Origin of the sequence: Roseateles cavernae (assembly GCF_040187885.1) — a bacterium.
In the GTDB taxonomy this organism is placed as follows: domain Bacteria; phylum Pseudomonadota; class Gammaproteobacteria; order Burkholderiales; family Burkholderiaceae_C; genus Roseateles_E; species Roseateles_E cavernae.
The window spans coordinates 139,504-154,960 of record NZ_JBDPLH010000008.1; the positions used below are offsets into that span (position 1 = coordinate 139,504).

Consider the following 15,457-nt stretch of genomic DNA (forward strand, 5'->3'; position numbering starts at 1 on the left):
GCCGAAGCGGGCTTTTGCTTTGCACCAGATCTGGTTTTCAGGCGGCCAGCGCCTTGATCTTGGCGGACAGGCGGCTCTTGTGGCGAGCAGCCTTGTTCTTGTGGAAGATGCCCTTGTCGGCGACCGAGTCGATCACGTTCTGGGCGGTCTTGAAGAGCTCAGCGGCCTTGGTCTTGTCGCCAGCGACCACAGCCTTTTGCACGTTCTTGATGACCGTGCGGAATTTGGAGCGCAGCGCCGTGTTGGCGGCGTTCAGCTTCACGTCCTGACGAGCGCGCTTGCGGCCCGATGCCAGACGGACGGTTTTCTTTTTGGCTTTGGAAGAGCTTGCCATGTTGTGTATCTACCCAGATGGTGCAAAGACCGCGAGTGTAGCACTTTTGTGAAAGCTATGGCAAAGACTCTGTGCCGATATCGAGGCGGGTGCTGCAGCGCAGCGCGGATAATGCGCCGGCTTCGGCCCCTCCACACGCTCTGTGCCCCTTCATGAATCTGCTGCGCGCTGCCTCCACGATCTCCGTTCTGACCCTGCTGTCGCGCATCACGGGCCTGGTGCGCGAGCAGTTGGTGGCCGCGCTGTTTGGCGCCTCCAGCCTGACCGATGCCTTTCAGGTCGCTTTCCGGATTCCGAACATGCTGCGGCGGCTGTTTGCCGAGGGGGCATTTTCCCAGGCTTTCGTGCCCATCCTGGCGCGCACCCGCGCGGCCGACGGGGATGAGGCCACGCACAGCCTGATCGATGCCGTGGCCACGGTGCTGCTCTGGGCGCTGATCGTGGTTTGCGTGCTGGGTGTCGTCGGCGCGCCGCTGCTGGTCTGGCTGCTCGGGGCCGGATTGCCTGCCGATGGGCGCGAGGCCGCCATCGTGATGACGCGCTGGATGTTTCCCTATATCGGCTGCATGTCCCTGGTCGCGCTGTCGGCCGGCATTCTGAATACCTGGCGGCGCTTCGTCGTGCCGGCGGCCACGCCGGTACTGCTGAACCTGTCGGTGATCGCCTGCGCCTGGCTGCTGCTGCCCAAGATGGAGGCCTGGGGCTGGCGGCCCATCTATGCGCTGGCGATCGGCGTGATGATCGGTGGCGTGCTGCAGCTGCTGGTGCAGATTCCGGCGCTGCGCCGCATCGGCGCGTTGCCGCGCCTGGGCTGGTCGCCGTCGCGCCTGCGGACGGCCTGGCGCCATCCTGGCGTCAAGGGCGTGCTGGGCGCGATGGGGCCGGCCTTGCTGGGTGTCGGCGTGGCCCAGCTGTCGCTGGTCATCAATCTGCAGATCGCCATCTTTGTCGGCGCCGGCGCGGCGTCCTGGCTGACCTATGCCGACCGGTTGATGGAATTTCCCACCGCCTTGCTGGGCGTGGCGCTGGGTGCGGTGCTGACGCCGCAGCTGTCGGCGGCCCAGGGGCGTGGCGAAGCGGCAGCCTATTCGGCGATGCTGGACTGGGGGTTGCGCATGGTGGTGCTGCTGGCCCTGCCATGTGCGGTGGCCTTGCTGGTGTTTGCCGAGCCCATGGTGGCAGTGCTTTATCACCGCGGCGCCTTCACCGCGCTCGATGTGGACCAGACCAGCACGGCGGTGATGGGCTATGGCGCCGGCCTGATGGGCCTGGTCGCGATCAAGGTGCTGGCGCCCGGCTTCTATGCCAAGCAGGACATGCGAACGCCGGTGCGCATCGCGGTGATCGTGCTGGTGCTGACCCAGCTGATGAATGCCGCGCTGGTGCCGCTGCTGGGCGTGGCCGGACTGGCCCTGTCTATCGGCCTAGGTGCGCTGGTCAATGCCGGCTGGCTGCTGCGCGGTCTGGTGAAACTGGGCAGCTACGCGCCATCACCCGGCTGGCTGGGTTTTGGCCTGCGAGTGCTGCTGGCCAGTGCGCTGATGGGCGGCTTGCAATATCTGATCGCCACCCGGCTGGACTGGATCGCGCTGGGCGAGCGTGAATTGCTGCGTGCCTTGCTGATGGCGGCGAGTCTGGCGGTATCGGCCCTGCTGTACTTCGGGGTGCTGGCCCTGTGCGGGCTGAATCTGCGTCAGTTTGCCCGGCGTGCATAAACTCGGATTCATGACGCTGTCCCGATATTGGCAAGCCCCCTCGGCCCTGGAGCATTTCGCCACCTTGGTGGCCGACGCTGGGGCGCTGAATCTGCTGGAGACGGCCGCCTGCATTGCCCAGGACGACTACCCGAGCCTGGACGTGCAGGCCGTGCTGGCCGAGGTCGATGCCCTGGCCGAGCGCTTGCGCCGGCGGCTGCCGGACGATGCCGCGCCCAGCCACCGGCTGTTGCTTTTGAACCGCTATTTCCATGACGAGCTGGGCTTTGCCGGCAATGTCAACGACTACTACGCCCCGGACAACAGCTTCATCCATCAGGTGCTCGCGACCCGGCGCGGCATACCGATTGCACTGGCCGTCATCTATATGGAGCTGGCCGGCCAGATCGGGCTGCGCGCCAACGGCATCGGCTTTCCCGGCCACTTTCTGGTCGGCCTGCACCTGCCGCAGGGCGAGGTGGTGCTGGACCCGTTCACCTGCCGCTCGCTGTCGCGCGAGGCGCTGGAGGAAGCCCTGCTGCCTTACCGCGGCGGCGCGGCCGAACCGCCGCTGGAGTTCTTTCTGCAGGCGCTCAGCTCGCGCCAGTTGCTGGCGCGTATGTTGCGCAATCTGAAGGAGATCCACCGCAGCGCGGCCGACTGGCCGCGCCTGCTGGCGGTGCAGCAGCGCCTGGTGCTGCTCCTGCCCGAGGAGCCGCAGGAGTTGCGTGACCGGGCCCTGGTGCAGGAGGCGCTGCAGCACTGGAGCGGCGCGGCGGCCGATCTGGAGCGCTACCTGAGCCTGCGTCCGGATGCGGCCGACCGGGCCGAGCAGCGCCAGCGCCTGCAGGCCTTGCGTGCCAGGGGCGAGCCACCGCTGCACTGATGGCGGCCCGTAGAATCGCGGCCAATTTGAAATCCCGGGCGCGTGGTGTTACACCGGTTGAGAGGGTGTTGGTTTGGTTTTGAAGCAGATTCCGCTGTCGCTGGGCCCGGAGCCGGTTTACAGCTTTGACAATTTCCTGCCGGGTGGCAATGCCGCCGCGCTGACTCATTTGCTGAGCCTGGGCGCGGGCGCGCCGCCGGTGTTCCTGTGGGGCGGCCCGGGCAGCGGCAAGACCCATGCGCTGCGCGCGCTGGCCCAGCGCTGGCAGGCGGCCGGCGCCCAGGTGGGCTGGTACGACGCCGACACCGCGCTGCCCTGGGAGTTGCCCAGCCAGCCCAGCCTCCTGCTGATGGATGACTGCCAGCACTTCGATGCCGGCCAGCAGCACGCCGCCTTCCAGCTCTTCGTCGAGGCGGCCACCCATGGCCTGGCGGTGGTGGCCACCGGCACCGCGCCGCCGGTGGATCTGGCCTTGCGCGAGGATTTGCGTACCCGGCTCGGCTGGGGCCCGACGTTTGCGCTGCAGCCGCTGTCCGAGCTGGAGGTGAGGGCTGCGCTGCGCCGCGAAGCCGACCGGCGCGGCATCTTCCTGTCGGACGAGGTGATGGACTATCTGCTGACCCGCTTCGCCCGCGACCTCAAGCACCTGATGGGCCTGCTGGACCGTCTCGATGAATTTGCCCTGTCGGCCAAGCGCGCGGTCACCGTGCCGCTGCTGCGCCAGATGCTGGCCGATCAAGCCCCCTCTTCCCAATCATGAATCTGACACTCTTCGATCTGGACGGAACCCTGATTCCGAACGACTCCGACCACGCCTTCGGCGGCTTCATGGTCGACATCGGCTGGGCCGACGGCGAGGCCTGGCGGGCCCGCAATGACGAGTTCTACGCCCAGTACCAGGCCGGCCGGCTGGACCTGGACGAGTACATCGAGTTCTCGACCTCGGTGTGGCGGGCGCGGCCCCTGGCCGAGGCCCTGGCCGCGCGCGAGCGCTTCATGGCCGAGGTGATGGCGCCGCAGCTGTTGCCGCAGGCGCGGGCGCTGGTGCGCCGGCATCAGGAGGCCGGCGATCTGGTGGCCATCGTCACCGCCACCAACGAGTTCGTCACCGCACCGATTGCCCAGGCCTTTGGCGTCGAACACCTGATCGCGGTCGACCTGCAGCGCGAGGACGACGGGCGCTTCAGCGGCCTGGTGCGGGGCGTGCCGTCCTTCCAGGCCGGCAAGATCACACGGGTCGAGCAGTGGCTGGCCGGCTTGGGGCGACAATGGCAGGATTTCGAGCAGATCCACTTCTACAGCGATTCGGTCAACGACCTGCCTTTGCTGGAGCGCGTCAGCCACCCGGTGGCGACCAATCCGACCCCGGCGCTGGAAGCGATTGCCGGCCAGCGCGGCTGGCCTCTTTTGAAACTCTTCGCATGATCAAGAAATTCATCGACAAGCTGCTGGGCAAGCCTTCGGCCAAAGCGCCGGCCAAGAGCGCGCCGGGCTCGGTGCTGGGCAAACGGGTCGAGGTGCAGGTGGCCGATCACGGCATCGATCCGAGCCTGCTGGACGAGCGCGCGGTGCGCGTCGTGCAGACCCTCACCGATGCCGGGTTCGAGGCCTATATCGTCGGCGGCGCGGTGCGCGATCTGCTGCTGGGCATGCGGCCCAAGGATTTCGACGTCGCGACCAATGCCACGCCCGAGGAGGTCAAGGGCCTGTTTCGGCGCGCCTTCATCATCGGCCGGCGCTTTCGCATCGTCCACGTGGTCTACGGCCGCGGCCGCGAGCATGAGGTGATCGAGGTCTCGACCTTCCGCGCCCTGTTGGCCAATGAGAGTGCCGAGCAGGTCAGCGGCAACGAGAAGACCTCCAAGAGCGAGCTGGCCGGCAAGTCCCATGTGGTGGACGCCGAGGGGCGTGTCTTGCGCGACAACGTCTGGGGTCCGCAGGTCGAGGATGCCGCGCGGCGCGATTTCACCGTCAACGCGCTCTATTACGACCCGCAACGCCAGCTGGTGGTCGACTACCACGGCGGCCTGGCCGATGCGAAGAAGCGCGTGCTGCGCATGATCGGCGATCCCGATACGCGTTACCGCGAAGACCCGGTGCGCATCATCCGTGCGGTGCGTTTCGCGGCCAAGCTGGGTTTCGAGCTGGAGCCCAAGACCCGCGCCCCGGTCAAGGCCTGCGCCCAGCTGCTGGCCAATGTGCCGGCCTCGCGCCTGTTCGACGAGATGATCAAGCTCCTGCAGACCGGCCATTCGCTGGCCAGCCTGGAGCAGCTGCGCAAGCAGGGGCTGGCGCGCGGCGTCTTCCCTATCCTGGACGCGATGCTCAACGAGCAGGGCGAGCTGTTCGAGGGCGTGCGCGGCACTTTTGTGCGTCAGGCCTTCGAGGACACCGACCTGCGCGTGCGCGAGGGCCGTGGCGTGTCGCCCAGCTTCATGCTGGCCTGCATGCTGTGGCACGAGGTGCTGGAGCGCTGGACCCGCATCCGCGAGGAGGGCGAGGCGACCGTGCCGGCGCTGGCCCAGGCCATCGATGCGGTGTTCGATGCCCGCATCGGCGATATCTCGGGCCGCGGCAAGCTGGCCACCGATATGCGCGAGATCTGGATGATGCAGCCGCGCTTCGAGCGCCGCAGCGGCAGCGGGGTCTACACCCTGGTTGAACAGCCGCGCTACCGCGCCGGTTTCGACTTCCTGCGCCTGCGCGCCGATGCTGGCGAGACCGATGCGGCCCTGGCCGACTGGTGGGAAGACTTTGCGCTGGGCAGCGACGATGAGCGCGCCGCCTTGCTGGACGAGGCGCGTGAGGCCGACAAGCAGCGCCGTGGCGGCGCCAAGGTGCACCAGCTGCCGCGCAAGACCGCGTCGCCCAAGCCGGCGACCCTGCCGGCCGATGGCAGCGAACCGGTCTCGCTGGACGGCGGGCCGGCCAAGAAGCGCCGTCGGCGCCGCAAGCCGGCTGCCAAGGCGGCCGCCGCCGAATGATGCTGGCCGGGGCGGGCAGGGTGTCTGCCTATATAGGCCTGGGTGCCAATCTGGGCGACACCGCCCAGACCCTGGACCAGGCCCTGGACGCCTTGGCGGCCTTGCCAGACACCGAGTTGCTGGCGGTCTCCAGCCGGTATCGGAGTGCGCCGGTGGACGCCAGCGGTCCGGACTATCTGAACGCTGCGGCCAGGCTCGATACGGCGCTGCCGCCCGAGGAACTGCTGCGCTGCCTGCAGGCCATCGAGCTGGCCCATGGTCGCGAGCGGCCCTTCGTCAATGCCTCGCGCACCCTGGACCTGGACCTGCTGCTCTACGCCGATCGGCAGATTCGCAGCGAGCATTTGTGCGTGCCCCATCCGCGGCTGCACCAGCGTGCCTTCGTGCTGCTGCCGCTGCTGGAGCTCGCCCCTGACTTGTCGGCGCCGGGCCTCGGTGCCTTGCGGCCCTGCGTGGCCGCCGTTTCCGACCAGCGCATCGAGCGCCTGCCGGGTCGTTGAACCGGCCGGCGCCGGTTTGTGCGCTGCTCGCCGTTACACTCCTGCCTTTGCCGCTTGTGACGCGGCGATGAATTTTTTGTGACATTGCGTTGTCCATGTGCTCATGCGCAGGGCGGCGGCGCAAGGAGAACTCATGCTGTTTGGCAAGCTGCTGCCCCGCGAGGGCAATTTTTTTGAGCTGTTCAATGAACACGGGGATCAGATCGTCGAGGGTGCGCGCGCCTTCATGCTGATGATCCAGAACTACAACGACCTGAATCTGCGCGAGAAATACGCCGCCGAGGTCGACAAGGCCGAGCACCATGCCGACCGCGTCACCGCCGAGGTCAACCGCCTGCTGCACCGCACCTTCATCACGCCGATCGATCGCGAGCAGATCCACGGCCTGATCAATGCGATGGACGATATCCTGGACCTGCTGCAGGACTCGACCGAAACCATGTCGCTGTATGACGTGCGCTCGATCCCCGAAGAAGTGTTGCGCTTGGGCGAGCTGAGTGCCAAGTGCTGCGAGCGCGTGCAGTACGCCGTGTCGCTGCTGCCCAAGCTGAGCCAGCCACAGACGGCCGAGGCGGCGATCAAGACCTGCGAGGAGATCGACAAGCTGGAGTCGGACGCCGACCGCGTGATGCGCTCGGCCATGTCCAAGCTGTTCCGCGAGCAGGAAGATGTGCGCGAGCTGATCAAGCTGAAGGCCATCTATGAGCAGCTCGAGTCGATCTCCGACCGCTGCGAGGATGTCGCCAACCTGATCGAGGGCATCGTCCTCGAGAATTCCTGAGCGCGCGAGCCTGTCATGGAATCAATGCAGGTCGCCTTTTGGGTCGTCGCCATGCTGGTCATCCTGGCCGTGGCGTTCGACTTCATGAATGGCTTTCACGATGCGGCCAACTCGATCGCCACGGTGGTGTCCACCGGCGTGCTCAAGCCCCAGCATGCGGTCTTGTTCGCGGCCTTCTTCAACTTCGTCGCCGTCTTCGTCTTCCACTACGCGGTCGCCAAGACCGTGGGCAAGGGCATCGTCGAGCCGGGTATCGTGGACCACCATGTGGTCTTCGGTGCGCTGATCGGCGCCATCGTGTGGAACGTGGTCACCTGGTACTACGGCATCCCGTCGAGCTCGTCGCATGCGCTGATCGGTGGCATCGTCGGTGCGGTGATTGCCAAGGCCGGCACCGGGGCCTTGATCGCCACCGGCGTGGGCAAGACGGTGCTCTTCATCTTTGTGTCGCCGCTGCTGGGCTTTTTGCTCGGCTCGCTGATGATGGTGGTGGTGGCGCATCTGTTCAAGCGTGCCTCGCCGCTGCGGGTGGACAAATGGTTTCGCCGCCTGCAGCTGGTGTCCGCAGGGCTCTACAGCCTGGGCCACGGCGGCAACGATGCGCAGAAGACCATCGGCCTGATCTGGATGCTGCTCGTGGCCTCGGGCTATCTGGCCGCCACGGAAACCTCGCCGCCGGGCTGGGTGGTGTGGATCTGCTACATCGCCATCGGTGTGGGCACCATGTTCGGCGGCTGGCGCATCGTCAAGACCATGGGTCAGAAGATCACCAAGCTCAAGCCGGTGGGTGGCTTCTGCGCTGAGACCGGCGGCGCGCTGACCCTGTTCCTGGCAACGGCACTGGGCATCCCCGTCTCGACCACCCACACCATCACCGGCGCCATCGTCGGCGTGGGCTCGGTGCAGCGCATGTCGGCGGTGCGCTGGGGTGTGGCCGGCAATATCGTCTGGGCCTGGATCTTCACGATACCGGCCTCGGCCTTTGTGGCCGGCATCTGCTACTGGTTGAGCTTCACCTTGTTCTGATTTGAACAAAGGGCCTGCGGGCCCTTTGTTCATGGTCAGTCCAGGAAGCGATGGCGCCAGCGCTCGGCCGGCAGCAAGCAAGCCTCACTGCGGCCGAACAGGCGGTAGCGATGACGCGCAACCCAGCGATAGGCGCTGTCACGTAGCGGAGCAGGAACGGGCCAGGCCAGCCAGGCCAGACGCCAGGGCCAGCCCAAGCGATGCAGCACGCGCAGGATCGCGGCCGTATGTTGCCAGCTGCGCTCGCCGTCGACCAGCAACAGGGTTTGCAGACCCTCGGTCGGAAGGCCGGCTGCGTTCAGCAGGGCTTGGCCGCAGCGACCTTGCATCGAGGCGAAGCGGAAGTGCTGCTGCCTGTCGTGCCTCAGCAGAAACCGCACCCAGCCATTGCAGAGCAGGCATTGAGCATCGAAGACGATGATCATGGCTTGGGTAGCTCCAGATGACCCTGGTAGGCGACCACCTGACCAAGCCCGGGCAAGCGGGCGCGGACATGAAAATGCAGGCGATCGCCGTCACCGCGCTCCTCAGCGAGTACCTCGGGGCACAGCCAGCCGGGGCAGGGCAGGCCGAGAAAGCGCAGGCCGCACAACGCCATCCTCAGCTCGCCCTTGCGCTCGGTCAGCTCGAAATCCAGGCGCGCGAGCCCAAGTCGCTCGATCAGGCGCCCCTGCTCAAGACGCAGCACCGATCTCATGCTCTGCTGCGGGAAATGGCGTACCCAGCACTCCTCGTGCGGCGCAGCGCGCAGTTCAAAACGGATTGGCCCCTGGCTGGTTTGCAGCGGTGTGCCCAAGGTGCGGGCCAATATCCGTGCGATCCAGCCTTGCGGAGCTTCGGTCTGCACCATGCCTTGCAAGCGGCAATCGCCGCTCAAGCTGTGGAAACGTTGCAGCGCAGGGGCCAAGCGCTCGAAATCCGACCCCATCGCACGCTGGTAGAGCGAGTCCTGGGTGCCGCATGCCGCGACACGGATGGGTTCAGCGAGCCGCATCGCCCGTGGTCTCGACCTGGCTCTCGAAATACCGTTGTGCGCTGAAGGCGATGGTCGTCATCAGGCTGGTGCCGCCCAGCAGCACGCAGGCCACGACGCCGATCACCGGGCCCCAGCCGGTGGCGCGTGGCGCGGCACCGGGGTTGTGCTGGGCGTCCCACTTTTCGTCGGGGGTCAGGCCGTAGACGATGCCGCAGATCATCGCGTTGACCAGCATCAGGCCCAGCAAGGGCATCAGCAGCCAGCTCAGGCGGTCGTCCTGGCCGAGCTGATCCATGCGCTGCAGGCCGTAGAGCCCCAGCAGCGTTGGCGCCGGGTGCAGCCAGGCCAGGCGATCGCCGAAACCATGCAGATAGATGCGATGCAGGCCGAAGCTGCCCAGCAGCAGGGCCAGCCAGGTGGCCAGGGTCTTGGACTTGTAGGGCGTCACTGAGGCTCCGGGCTGCTCTGGTCGCCCTGGCCGAGCTGGCGCTGCATCATCACCACGTCCAGCCAGCGGCCGAACTTCCAGCCCGCACTTTTCAGCACGCCGCTGTGCTCGAAGCCCAGTGCGCTGTGCACACCGATCGAGCCCTTGTTCTCCGAGTCGCCGATGACGGCCAGCATCTGGCGTGCACCGGCGGCCTCGCAGCGCGCGATCAGTTCGGCCAGCAGCAGGCGGCCCAGGCCTTTGCCCTGATGGCCCGGGCGCAGATAGATCGAGTCCTCCAGGCAGAAGCGGTAGGCCATGCGCGGGCGGAAATAGTTGGCATAGGCATAGCCAAGCACCAGGCCGTCCTGCTCGGCGACCAGCCAGGGCAGGCTGCGGCTGAGCACCTCGGTGCGGCGGCGCCGCATCTCGGCCAGATCGGGCACCTCGGTTTCGAAGGTGCCGGTGCCTTGCAGCACCGCCACTTCATAGATCTCGCGAATGGCCGGCAGATCGGCCTCGGTGCTGGGGCGTATCAGCAAGCCGGCGGCCGCTTGGGAGTTTTCTGATTGCATATGGGCTATTTGTTGGAAACCAGAGTTTATAATGCTGGGTTCTGGCGACGGTCGGTTGCAGCGATGGTGTTCTCTCAGGGGGCGCCTTGATGTGGTCGGCGTATCTACGGCGCTGGTGTCGAAGTCAATGCGGCGGACTGTGGTCCCGGGTATTCCGGGGCATGGGCCGTCAAACGATCTGCTCGCCCTGAGTGTCTCCTCGTGCGGTTGGTCACTAAATCTTAGGAAACATCATGGTTGTGATTCGTCTGGCTCGCGGCGGCTCCAAGAAGCGCCCTTTCTACAACATCGTCGTGGCTAACAGCCAACAGCGCCGTGACGGCCGCTTCATCGAGCGCGTGGGTTTCTACAACCCCGTCGCCTCCGGTGCTGCCGAGCCGCTGCGCGTGGCCGTGGACCGTGTCAACTACTGGGTCGGTGTCGGCGCCCAGCTGTCGCCCACCGTCGCCCGTCTGGTCGACCAGGCCAAGAAGGCCACCCCGGCTGCCGTCGCGGCCTGAGTGAGTGAATGAGCATGGTGTCCGAGACCTCTCGCGCATCCGCAGCCGGCTCCAGCGAGCTGGCCTGGCCGGATGATGCCATCGAGATCGGGCGCGTGCTCGACGCCTGGGGTGTCAAGGGCTGGATCAAGGTCCTGGCCTATTCCAATGACCCCCAGGCCCTGTTTTCCTCTCGGCGCTGGTTTCTGAAACCAAGCGAAGAGAACAACAAGCCGGCTGCGGCGGTGGCCGCCAAAGCCCGTGCCCTGCCGCCGGTGTTGAAGGTGCTGTCCGTGCGCGAGCATGGCGACGGCATCGTCGCCAATGTCCAGGATGTCAGCGATCGCAGTGGCGCCGAGGCGCTGCGCGGTGCGCGCATCTTTGTCTCGCGCTCGACCTTTCCGAAGGTTGATACCGACGAGTACTACTGGGTCGATCTGATCGGCCTGACGGTCGTCAATCGCGCTGGCGAGACCCTGGGTGTGGTGGCTGATCTGATCGACGCCGGCCCGCACAGCGTGCTGCGCATCACGCCGCCCGGCCTGACCCCGCCGATCAAGCCCGACCAGGAGCGCCTGGTGCCTTTTGTCTCGGCCTTTGTCGATGACGTGAATCTGGACCAGCGCCGTATCACGGTCGACTGGGGCCTGGATTACTGAGCCCCGCAAGCCCTGCGGCGGCGCGCGATGCGCTTTGACCTGATCACCCTGTTTCCCGAGCTGTTCGGGCCGCATCTGAGCAGCGGCGTGACGCGCCGCGCCTTCGAGAGCGGGCAGGTCGATGTCCGGCTCTGGCAGCTGCGCGACTTTGCCGACGACAACTACCGCCGCGTCGATGACCGCCCTTATGGTGGCGGTCCGGGCATGGTGATGCTGGTCGAGCCGCTGGAGCGGGCGCTGGCGGCGGCCAAGGCGCAACGGCTTGCCCAGGGTGAGGCGGCGGCGCCCGCCGTCATCCATTTCAGTCCGACCGGTCGACGTATCGATCAGGCTCTGATGCAGGAACTGGCGCAAGGCCAGGGCGGTGTGCTGCTGTGCGGCCGCTATGAGGGCATCGACCAGCGCTTCCTGGATCGGCATGTGACGCTGGAGCTGAGCCTGGGTGACTTCGTGTTGTCCGGCGGTGAGTTGCCCGCGCTGGCCTTGCTGGACGGCATTGCCCGGTTGCAGGACGGGGTGCTCAATGACGCGGCCTCGCACCAGCAGGACAGTTTTTCCGACGGCCTGCTGGACTGCCCCCACTACAGCCGGCCCGAGGTCCTGCGCGGGCTCGAGGGGCAGGTCGAGGATCTGCCGGTGCCGGCGGTGCTGATGTCGGGTCACCATGCGCAGATCAAGCGCTGGCGGCGCGAGCGCCAGCTCGAAATCACCCAAATGCGCCGCCCGGAGCTGATCGAGACGGCCCGTCGGGAAGGGCGTTTGAGCCGCAGCGATGAGGTGTTCCTCAGCGATCTGTTGTCGAAGCCTCGGTGAAACTTCCGAAAACGGTTATACTCGTAGGCTTTTCGATCCTCTGACGGGCCGATTCGCGAGCCAAAGCTGATACCGCAAGGTTGACGCCAATGGGCGGCTTGCGCGGCGCAGACACCATGTCGGTGATCTGACGACCTTGGCGCCATCATGATCACAGGAGAAATCAATGGACTTGATCCAAACCCTTGAGCAAGAAGAAATTGCTCGTCTGAACAAGACCATCCCCGCGTTCGCCCCCGGCGACACGGTGATCGTCAGCGTGAACGTCGTTGAAGGCACGCGCAAGCGCGTGCAGGCTTACGAAGGTGTCGTGATTGCCAAGCGCAACCGCGGCCTGAACAGCAGCTTCATCGTGCGCAAGATCTCCAGCGGCGAGGGCGTTGAGCGTACCTTCCAGCTGTACAGCCCGCTGATCGCGTCGATCGAAGTCAAGCGTCGTGGCGATGTGCGCCGCGCCAAGCTGTACTACCTGCGCCAGCGCTCGGGCAAGTCGGCTCGTATCAAGGAGAAGCTGGCTTAATTGCCGGGCTCCTGCAGCAAAGCCGCCTCCGGGCGGCTTTGTCGTTTGCGCTCTATGCTTTGACGATGTCCCGCCCGCCCATCCTGAATCCCCAGTTGGTACCCGTGACGGGTGTCGACGCCCATCTGCCGGCGGTCGATGCTTCGGTGCTGACCCCGCAAGCGCTGCGCCATCGCTTTGCGATGCCGCCGACCTGGCAAGCCGAGCTGCCCGGCGATGGCGGCATTTTTGCGTCGCGCACGCCGGCCTCGGCGGCGGTGCTGCTGCCGCTGGTGATGCACGAGCAGGGGCTGACGCTGCTGCTGACCCGCCGCACCGCCCATCTGCGCGAGCACGCCGGTCAGATCAGCTTTCCCGGCGGACGCGTCGAGCCCGAGGATGGCAGCGCGGTGGCCACCGCCTTGCGCGAGACCGAGGAGGAGATCGGCCTGGTGCGCGAGCACATCGAGATCATCGGCGAGCTGCCGATCTACACGACGGTGACGGCCTTCCAGGTCACGCCGGTGGTTGCGCTGGTGCGGCCCGGCTTCGAACTCACGCTCGACGAGTTCGAGGTGGCCGAGGCCTTCGAGGTGCCGCTGCAGTTTCTGATGACGCCGGCCCATCATCAGCGCCATCTCTTCAGCTTCGAGGGCGGGCAGCGCCAGTTCCTGTCCATGCCCTGGCGCGGCCCCGACAGCACAGGCCAGACGCACGACTATTTCATCTGGGGCGCCACAGCGGCGATGCTGCGCAATCTCTATCGCCTGCTGATCGCCTGATCCGGGCTTGAGTCGCACCATCCGCCGCTATCATCCCGGGCCATGAACTTCTTTGCGGTCTTGTTCGCGCTGATCTGCGAACAGCTCAAGCCCTTGCCCCATGGCAACCGGGTCCATCACACCATCATTGCCTGGGTCCGCTGGACCGGTCGCAACTTCGACGCGGGACGCGAACACCACGCCGGCGTGGTCTGGGCCATCACCGTGCTCGGCCCGGCCGTGCTCACCGCGCTGATCTATATCGCGCTGAGCCGCTTCAGCGTGCTGCTGGCGCTGGCCTTCAACGTGCTGATGCTCTACCTGACCCTGGGCTTTCGCCAGTTCAGCCACTACTTCACCGACATCCGCGACGCACTGGAGCGCGGCGACGAGCTGGAGGCGCGCCGGCTGCTGGCCGAGTGGCGCCATCTGGACGCCAGCGAGCTGCCGCGCACCGAGCTGCTGCGCCATGCGATCGAGCACTCGCTGCTGGCCGCACATCGCCATGTGTTCGGCGTGTTCTTCTGGTTTGTCGTGCTGTCGACGGTGGCGCTGGGCCCGGCCGGTGCGGTGCTCTATCGGATGGCCGAGTTCGCCAGCCGCTACTGGGCCTTCAAGAGCCGTACCCTGGATGCGCCGACCAATGAGCGCCTGATGCAGCTGTCGCGCCAGCTGTTCGGCTGGGTCGACTATCTGCCGGCGCGCCTGACGGCCACCGGCTTTGCCATCGTCGGCAATTTCGAGGAAGCGGTGAACGGCTGGCGTCGCGATGCCAAGCTCTGGCTGCATCCCAACGAGGGCATCATCCTGGCCTCGGCCGCCGGCGCTCTGGGCGTGCAGCTGGGCGGCTCGGCCGCGCCGGGCATCACGCCCGACCGCAGCAAAACCTTCGAGGCCGGCAGCGATGCCGAGGCGACCCGCGCCGATGGCTCGACGCCGGGCCAGCTGCCGCAGCTGGGCCATCTGCAAAGCGTGGTCGGCCTGGTGTGGCGCTCGGTCGTGCTGTGGATGCTGCTGCTGGCCCTGCTGACGCTGGCCAATCTGGTCGGCTGATCGGTCGATCAGAAGAGGCGGCAAAAGAAAACCGCCTCGTCCCGAGGCCATCATCGGCCAGGGTCTCGAGGCGGCGCCCGAATTGCTTAGGGTCGGTGCGGGTCTGTATCAGGCCATCGCTTGAATGCCCGCGATCGCCCATTCGCGGCTCTCGTCCAGCGGGCGCACCAGATGCCAGACCTCATCGAAGGGCTGGGCAGCGGCCTCGCTCTGCTCGCGGATCAGGCCCGAGAAACGCACACTGACGATCTGCTCGCCGCGCTCCTCGACCCGCTCCACCACCTGGGCCTGCAGCTCCAGCACATCGGTGCGCTGCGTGCCCTTGCGCTCCAGCAGCTCCTGCTGGATCGAGGCATACATCTCGGGCGTCGTGAAGCGGCGCAGATCGTTCTGGTCGCCGGCGTCATTGGCCGCCTGCATGCGGATGAAGACGCGCTTGGCGATCTGCTCGAAGCCGTTGGTGTCGAAATCCGAAGTCGGCACAGCGGCGACCGGTGCCGAACCGCCGGCAGGCATCGCCATCGGCGCCGGCATCACCGGCGCCTGGGCTTGGCCGAAGGGGGCGCCGGCGCCCGCGAATTGCAGGCCTTGCGATGCAGCCTTCTTGGCGGCCATGCGGCGCATCACGAAGCCGATCACCACCATCACCACCAGGCCCAGCAGCACCATGGTCATGATATTGGCCAGGGCCTCGCCGAAGCCGAAATGGCTGGCCAGCGCGGCCAGACCCAGGCCGGCGGCCAGGCCGGCCACCGGACCCATCCACGAACGCTTGGGTGCGGCGGCAGCGGCGCCGGCGGTCGCACCCGCTGTCGGGGCTGCGGCCTGCTGGGGTGCTGCATTCTGCTGCTGGGCCGGGGCGTTCTGAGGCGGTGTCGCGGGCTTGGCCGGCTGCGTCGGCACGCTGCGCTTCATGCCGCCACCACCCAGGCGCTTGGCCTGCACGTCGGCGGCCACCAGGCTGAGGCTCAGTGCAGCAATGACGGTGCACAAGGCAAGTGATTTCACGC

The 15,457-nt window shown here is 66.6% G+C and carries 20 protein-coding genes; 14 read left to right on the forward strand and 6 right to left on the reverse strand.

The window, feature by feature from the left end; translation table 11 throughout:
* Positions 1-37: 37 nt before the first annotated feature.
* A complete protein-coding gene (gene rpsT / locus ABGI63_RS19465; RefSeq protein WP_137942372.1) occupies positions 38-334 on the reverse strand; it encodes a 30S ribosomal protein S20 in 297 nt (98 codons plus the stop codon).
* A 152-nt stretch (positions 335-486) separates the two neighbouring features.
* Here rpsT and murJ point away from each other — a divergent pair, with 152 nt between their 5' ends.
* The 8 genes from murJ to ABGI63_RS19505 all read left to right on the forward strand — a co-directional run bounded on the left by murJ (position 487) and on the right by ABGI63_RS19505 (position 8,205).
* Complete coding sequence (gene murJ / locus ABGI63_RS19470) at positions 487-2,049, forward strand: murein biosynthesis integral membrane protein MurJ (protein ID WP_349744076.1); 1,563 nt, start codon at positions 487-489, stop codon at positions 2,047-2,049.
* 10 nt (positions 2,050-2,059) lie between these two features.
* The gene (locus ABGI63_RS19475) at positions 2,060-2,914 is read left to right on the forward strand and encodes a SirB1 family protein (RefSeq protein WP_349744077.1); all 855 of its coding nucleotides are present in this window, start codon (positions 2,060-2,062) and stop codon (positions 2,912-2,914) included.
* 79 nt (positions 2,915-2,993) lie between these two features.
* Positions 2,994-3,674, forward strand: a complete 681-nt coding sequence (gene hda, locus ABGI63_RS19480; protein ID WP_137942375.1) for a DnaA regulatory inactivator Hda — start codon at positions 2,994-2,996, stop codon at positions 3,672-3,674.
* Complete coding sequence (locus tag ABGI63_RS19485) at positions 3,671-4,339, forward strand: histidinol-phosphatase (RefSeq protein WP_137942376.1); 669 nt, start codon at positions 3,671-3,673, stop codon at positions 4,337-4,339. The genes hda and ABGI63_RS19485 overlap by 4 nt, the downstream gene beginning before the upstream one ends.
* The gene (gene pcnB / locus ABGI63_RS19490) at positions 4,336-5,898 is read left to right on the forward strand and encodes a polynucleotide adenylyltransferase PcnB (RefSeq protein WP_349744078.1); all 1,563 of its coding nucleotides are present in this window, start codon (positions 4,336-4,338) and stop codon (positions 5,896-5,898) included. The genes ABGI63_RS19485 and pcnB overlap by 4 nt, the downstream gene beginning before the upstream one ends.
* A complete protein-coding gene (gene folK / locus ABGI63_RS19495) occupies positions 5,898-6,398 on the forward strand; it encodes a 2-amino-4-hydroxy-6-hydroxymethyldihydropteridine diphosphokinase (protein WP_432767444.1) in 501 nt (166 codons plus the stop codon). The genes pcnB and folK overlap by 1 nt, the downstream gene beginning before the upstream one ends.
* 133 nt (positions 6,399-6,531) lie before the next feature.
* On the forward strand, positions 6,532-7,179 hold the full coding sequence (locus tag ABGI63_RS19500; RefSeq protein ID WP_137942379.1) for a DUF47 domain-containing protein: 648 nt from the start codon (positions 6,532-6,534) through the stop codon (positions 7,177-7,179).
* A 15-nt stretch (positions 7,180-7,194) separates the two neighbouring features.
* Complete coding sequence (locus ABGI63_RS19505) at positions 7,195-8,205, forward strand: inorganic phosphate transporter (protein WP_262968063.1); 1,011 nt, start codon at positions 7,195-7,197, stop codon at positions 8,203-8,205.
* Positions 8,206-8,240: 35 nt separating this feature from the next.
* Here ABGI63_RS19505 and ABGI63_RS19510 read toward each other — a convergent pair whose 3' ends face one another.
* From ABGI63_RS19510 to ABGI63_RS19525, 4 genes are read right to left on the reverse strand one after another with little or no spacing between them, the layout of a single operon-like run.
* Positions 8,241-8,630 (reverse strand): thiol-disulfide oxidoreductase DCC family protein, encoded by a 390-nt coding sequence (locus tag ABGI63_RS19510; RefSeq protein ID WP_349744080.1) that lies wholly within the window; start codon positions 8,628-8,630, stop codon positions 8,241-8,243.
* On the reverse strand, positions 8,627-9,199 hold the full coding sequence (locus ABGI63_RS19515) for a DUF4166 domain-containing protein (protein WP_349744081.1): 573 nt from the start codon (positions 9,197-9,199) through the stop codon (positions 8,627-8,629). The genes ABGI63_RS19510 and ABGI63_RS19515 overlap by 4 nt, the downstream gene beginning before the upstream one ends.
* Positions 9,186-9,629: an NINE protein gene (locus ABGI63_RS19520; protein ID WP_349744082.1), complete on the reverse strand. Its 444-nt coding sequence runs from the start codon at positions 9,627-9,629 to the stop codon at positions 9,186-9,188. Before ABGI63_RS19520 ends, ABGI63_RS19515 begins: the two co-directional genes overlap by 14 nt.
* Positions 9,626-10,183: a GNAT family N-acetyltransferase gene (locus ABGI63_RS19525; RefSeq protein ID WP_349744083.1), complete on the reverse strand. Its 558-nt coding sequence runs from the start codon at positions 10,181-10,183 to the stop codon at positions 9,626-9,628. Before ABGI63_RS19525 ends, ABGI63_RS19520 begins: the two co-directional genes overlap by 4 nt.
* Positions 10,184-10,416: 233 nt before the next feature.
* Between ABGI63_RS19525 and rpsP the strand changes: the two genes are divergently transcribed.
* The 6 genes from rpsP (at position 10,417) to ABGI63_RS19555 (ending at position 14,447) form a co-directional block, all read left to right on the forward strand.
* Positions 10,417-10,683: a 30S ribosomal protein S16 gene (gene rpsP, locus ABGI63_RS19530; protein ID WP_137942383.1), complete on the forward strand. Its 267-nt coding sequence runs from the start codon at positions 10,417-10,419 to the stop codon at positions 10,681-10,683.
* 17 nt (positions 10,684-10,700) lie between these two features.
* The gene (gene rimM / locus ABGI63_RS19535) at positions 10,701-11,321 is read left to right on the forward strand and encodes a ribosome maturation factor RimM (RefSeq protein ID WP_349744085.1); all 621 of its coding nucleotides are present in this window, start codon (positions 10,701-10,703) and stop codon (positions 11,319-11,321) included.
* 27 nt (positions 11,322-11,348) lie between these two features.
* Positions 11,349-12,134: a tRNA (guanosine(37)-N1)-methyltransferase TrmD gene (trmD, locus tag ABGI63_RS19540; RefSeq protein WP_349744086.1), complete on the forward strand. Its 786-nt coding sequence runs from the start codon at positions 11,349-11,351 to the stop codon at positions 12,132-12,134.
* Between the two features lie 166 nt (positions 12,135-12,300).
* Positions 12,301-12,654 carry a 50S ribosomal protein L19 gene (gene rplS, locus ABGI63_RS19545; RefSeq protein WP_089417256.1) on the forward strand — a complete coding sequence of 118 codons (354 nt, stop codon included), beginning with the start codon at positions 12,301-12,303 and terminating at the stop codon, positions 12,652-12,654.
* A 65-nt stretch (positions 12,655-12,719) separates the two neighbouring features.
* Entirely contained in the window at positions 12,720-13,415 is a 696-nt protein-coding gene (locus ABGI63_RS19550) for a CoA pyrophosphatase (protein WP_349744087.1), read from the forward strand.
* Between the two features lie 42 nt (positions 13,416-13,457).
* Positions 13,458-14,447: a CobD/CbiB family protein gene (locus ABGI63_RS19555; protein ID WP_262968070.1), complete on the forward strand. Its 990-nt coding sequence runs from the start codon at positions 13,458-13,460 to the stop codon at positions 14,445-14,447.
* 108 nt (positions 14,448-14,555) lie between these two features.
* Here ABGI63_RS19555 and ABGI63_RS19560 read toward each other — a convergent pair whose 3' ends face one another.
* A complete protein-coding gene (locus tag ABGI63_RS19560; RefSeq protein WP_349744088.1) occupies positions 14,556-15,455 on the reverse strand; it encodes a Tim44 domain-containing protein in 900 nt (299 codons plus the stop codon).
* Positions 15,456-15,457: the final 2 nt, after the last annotated feature.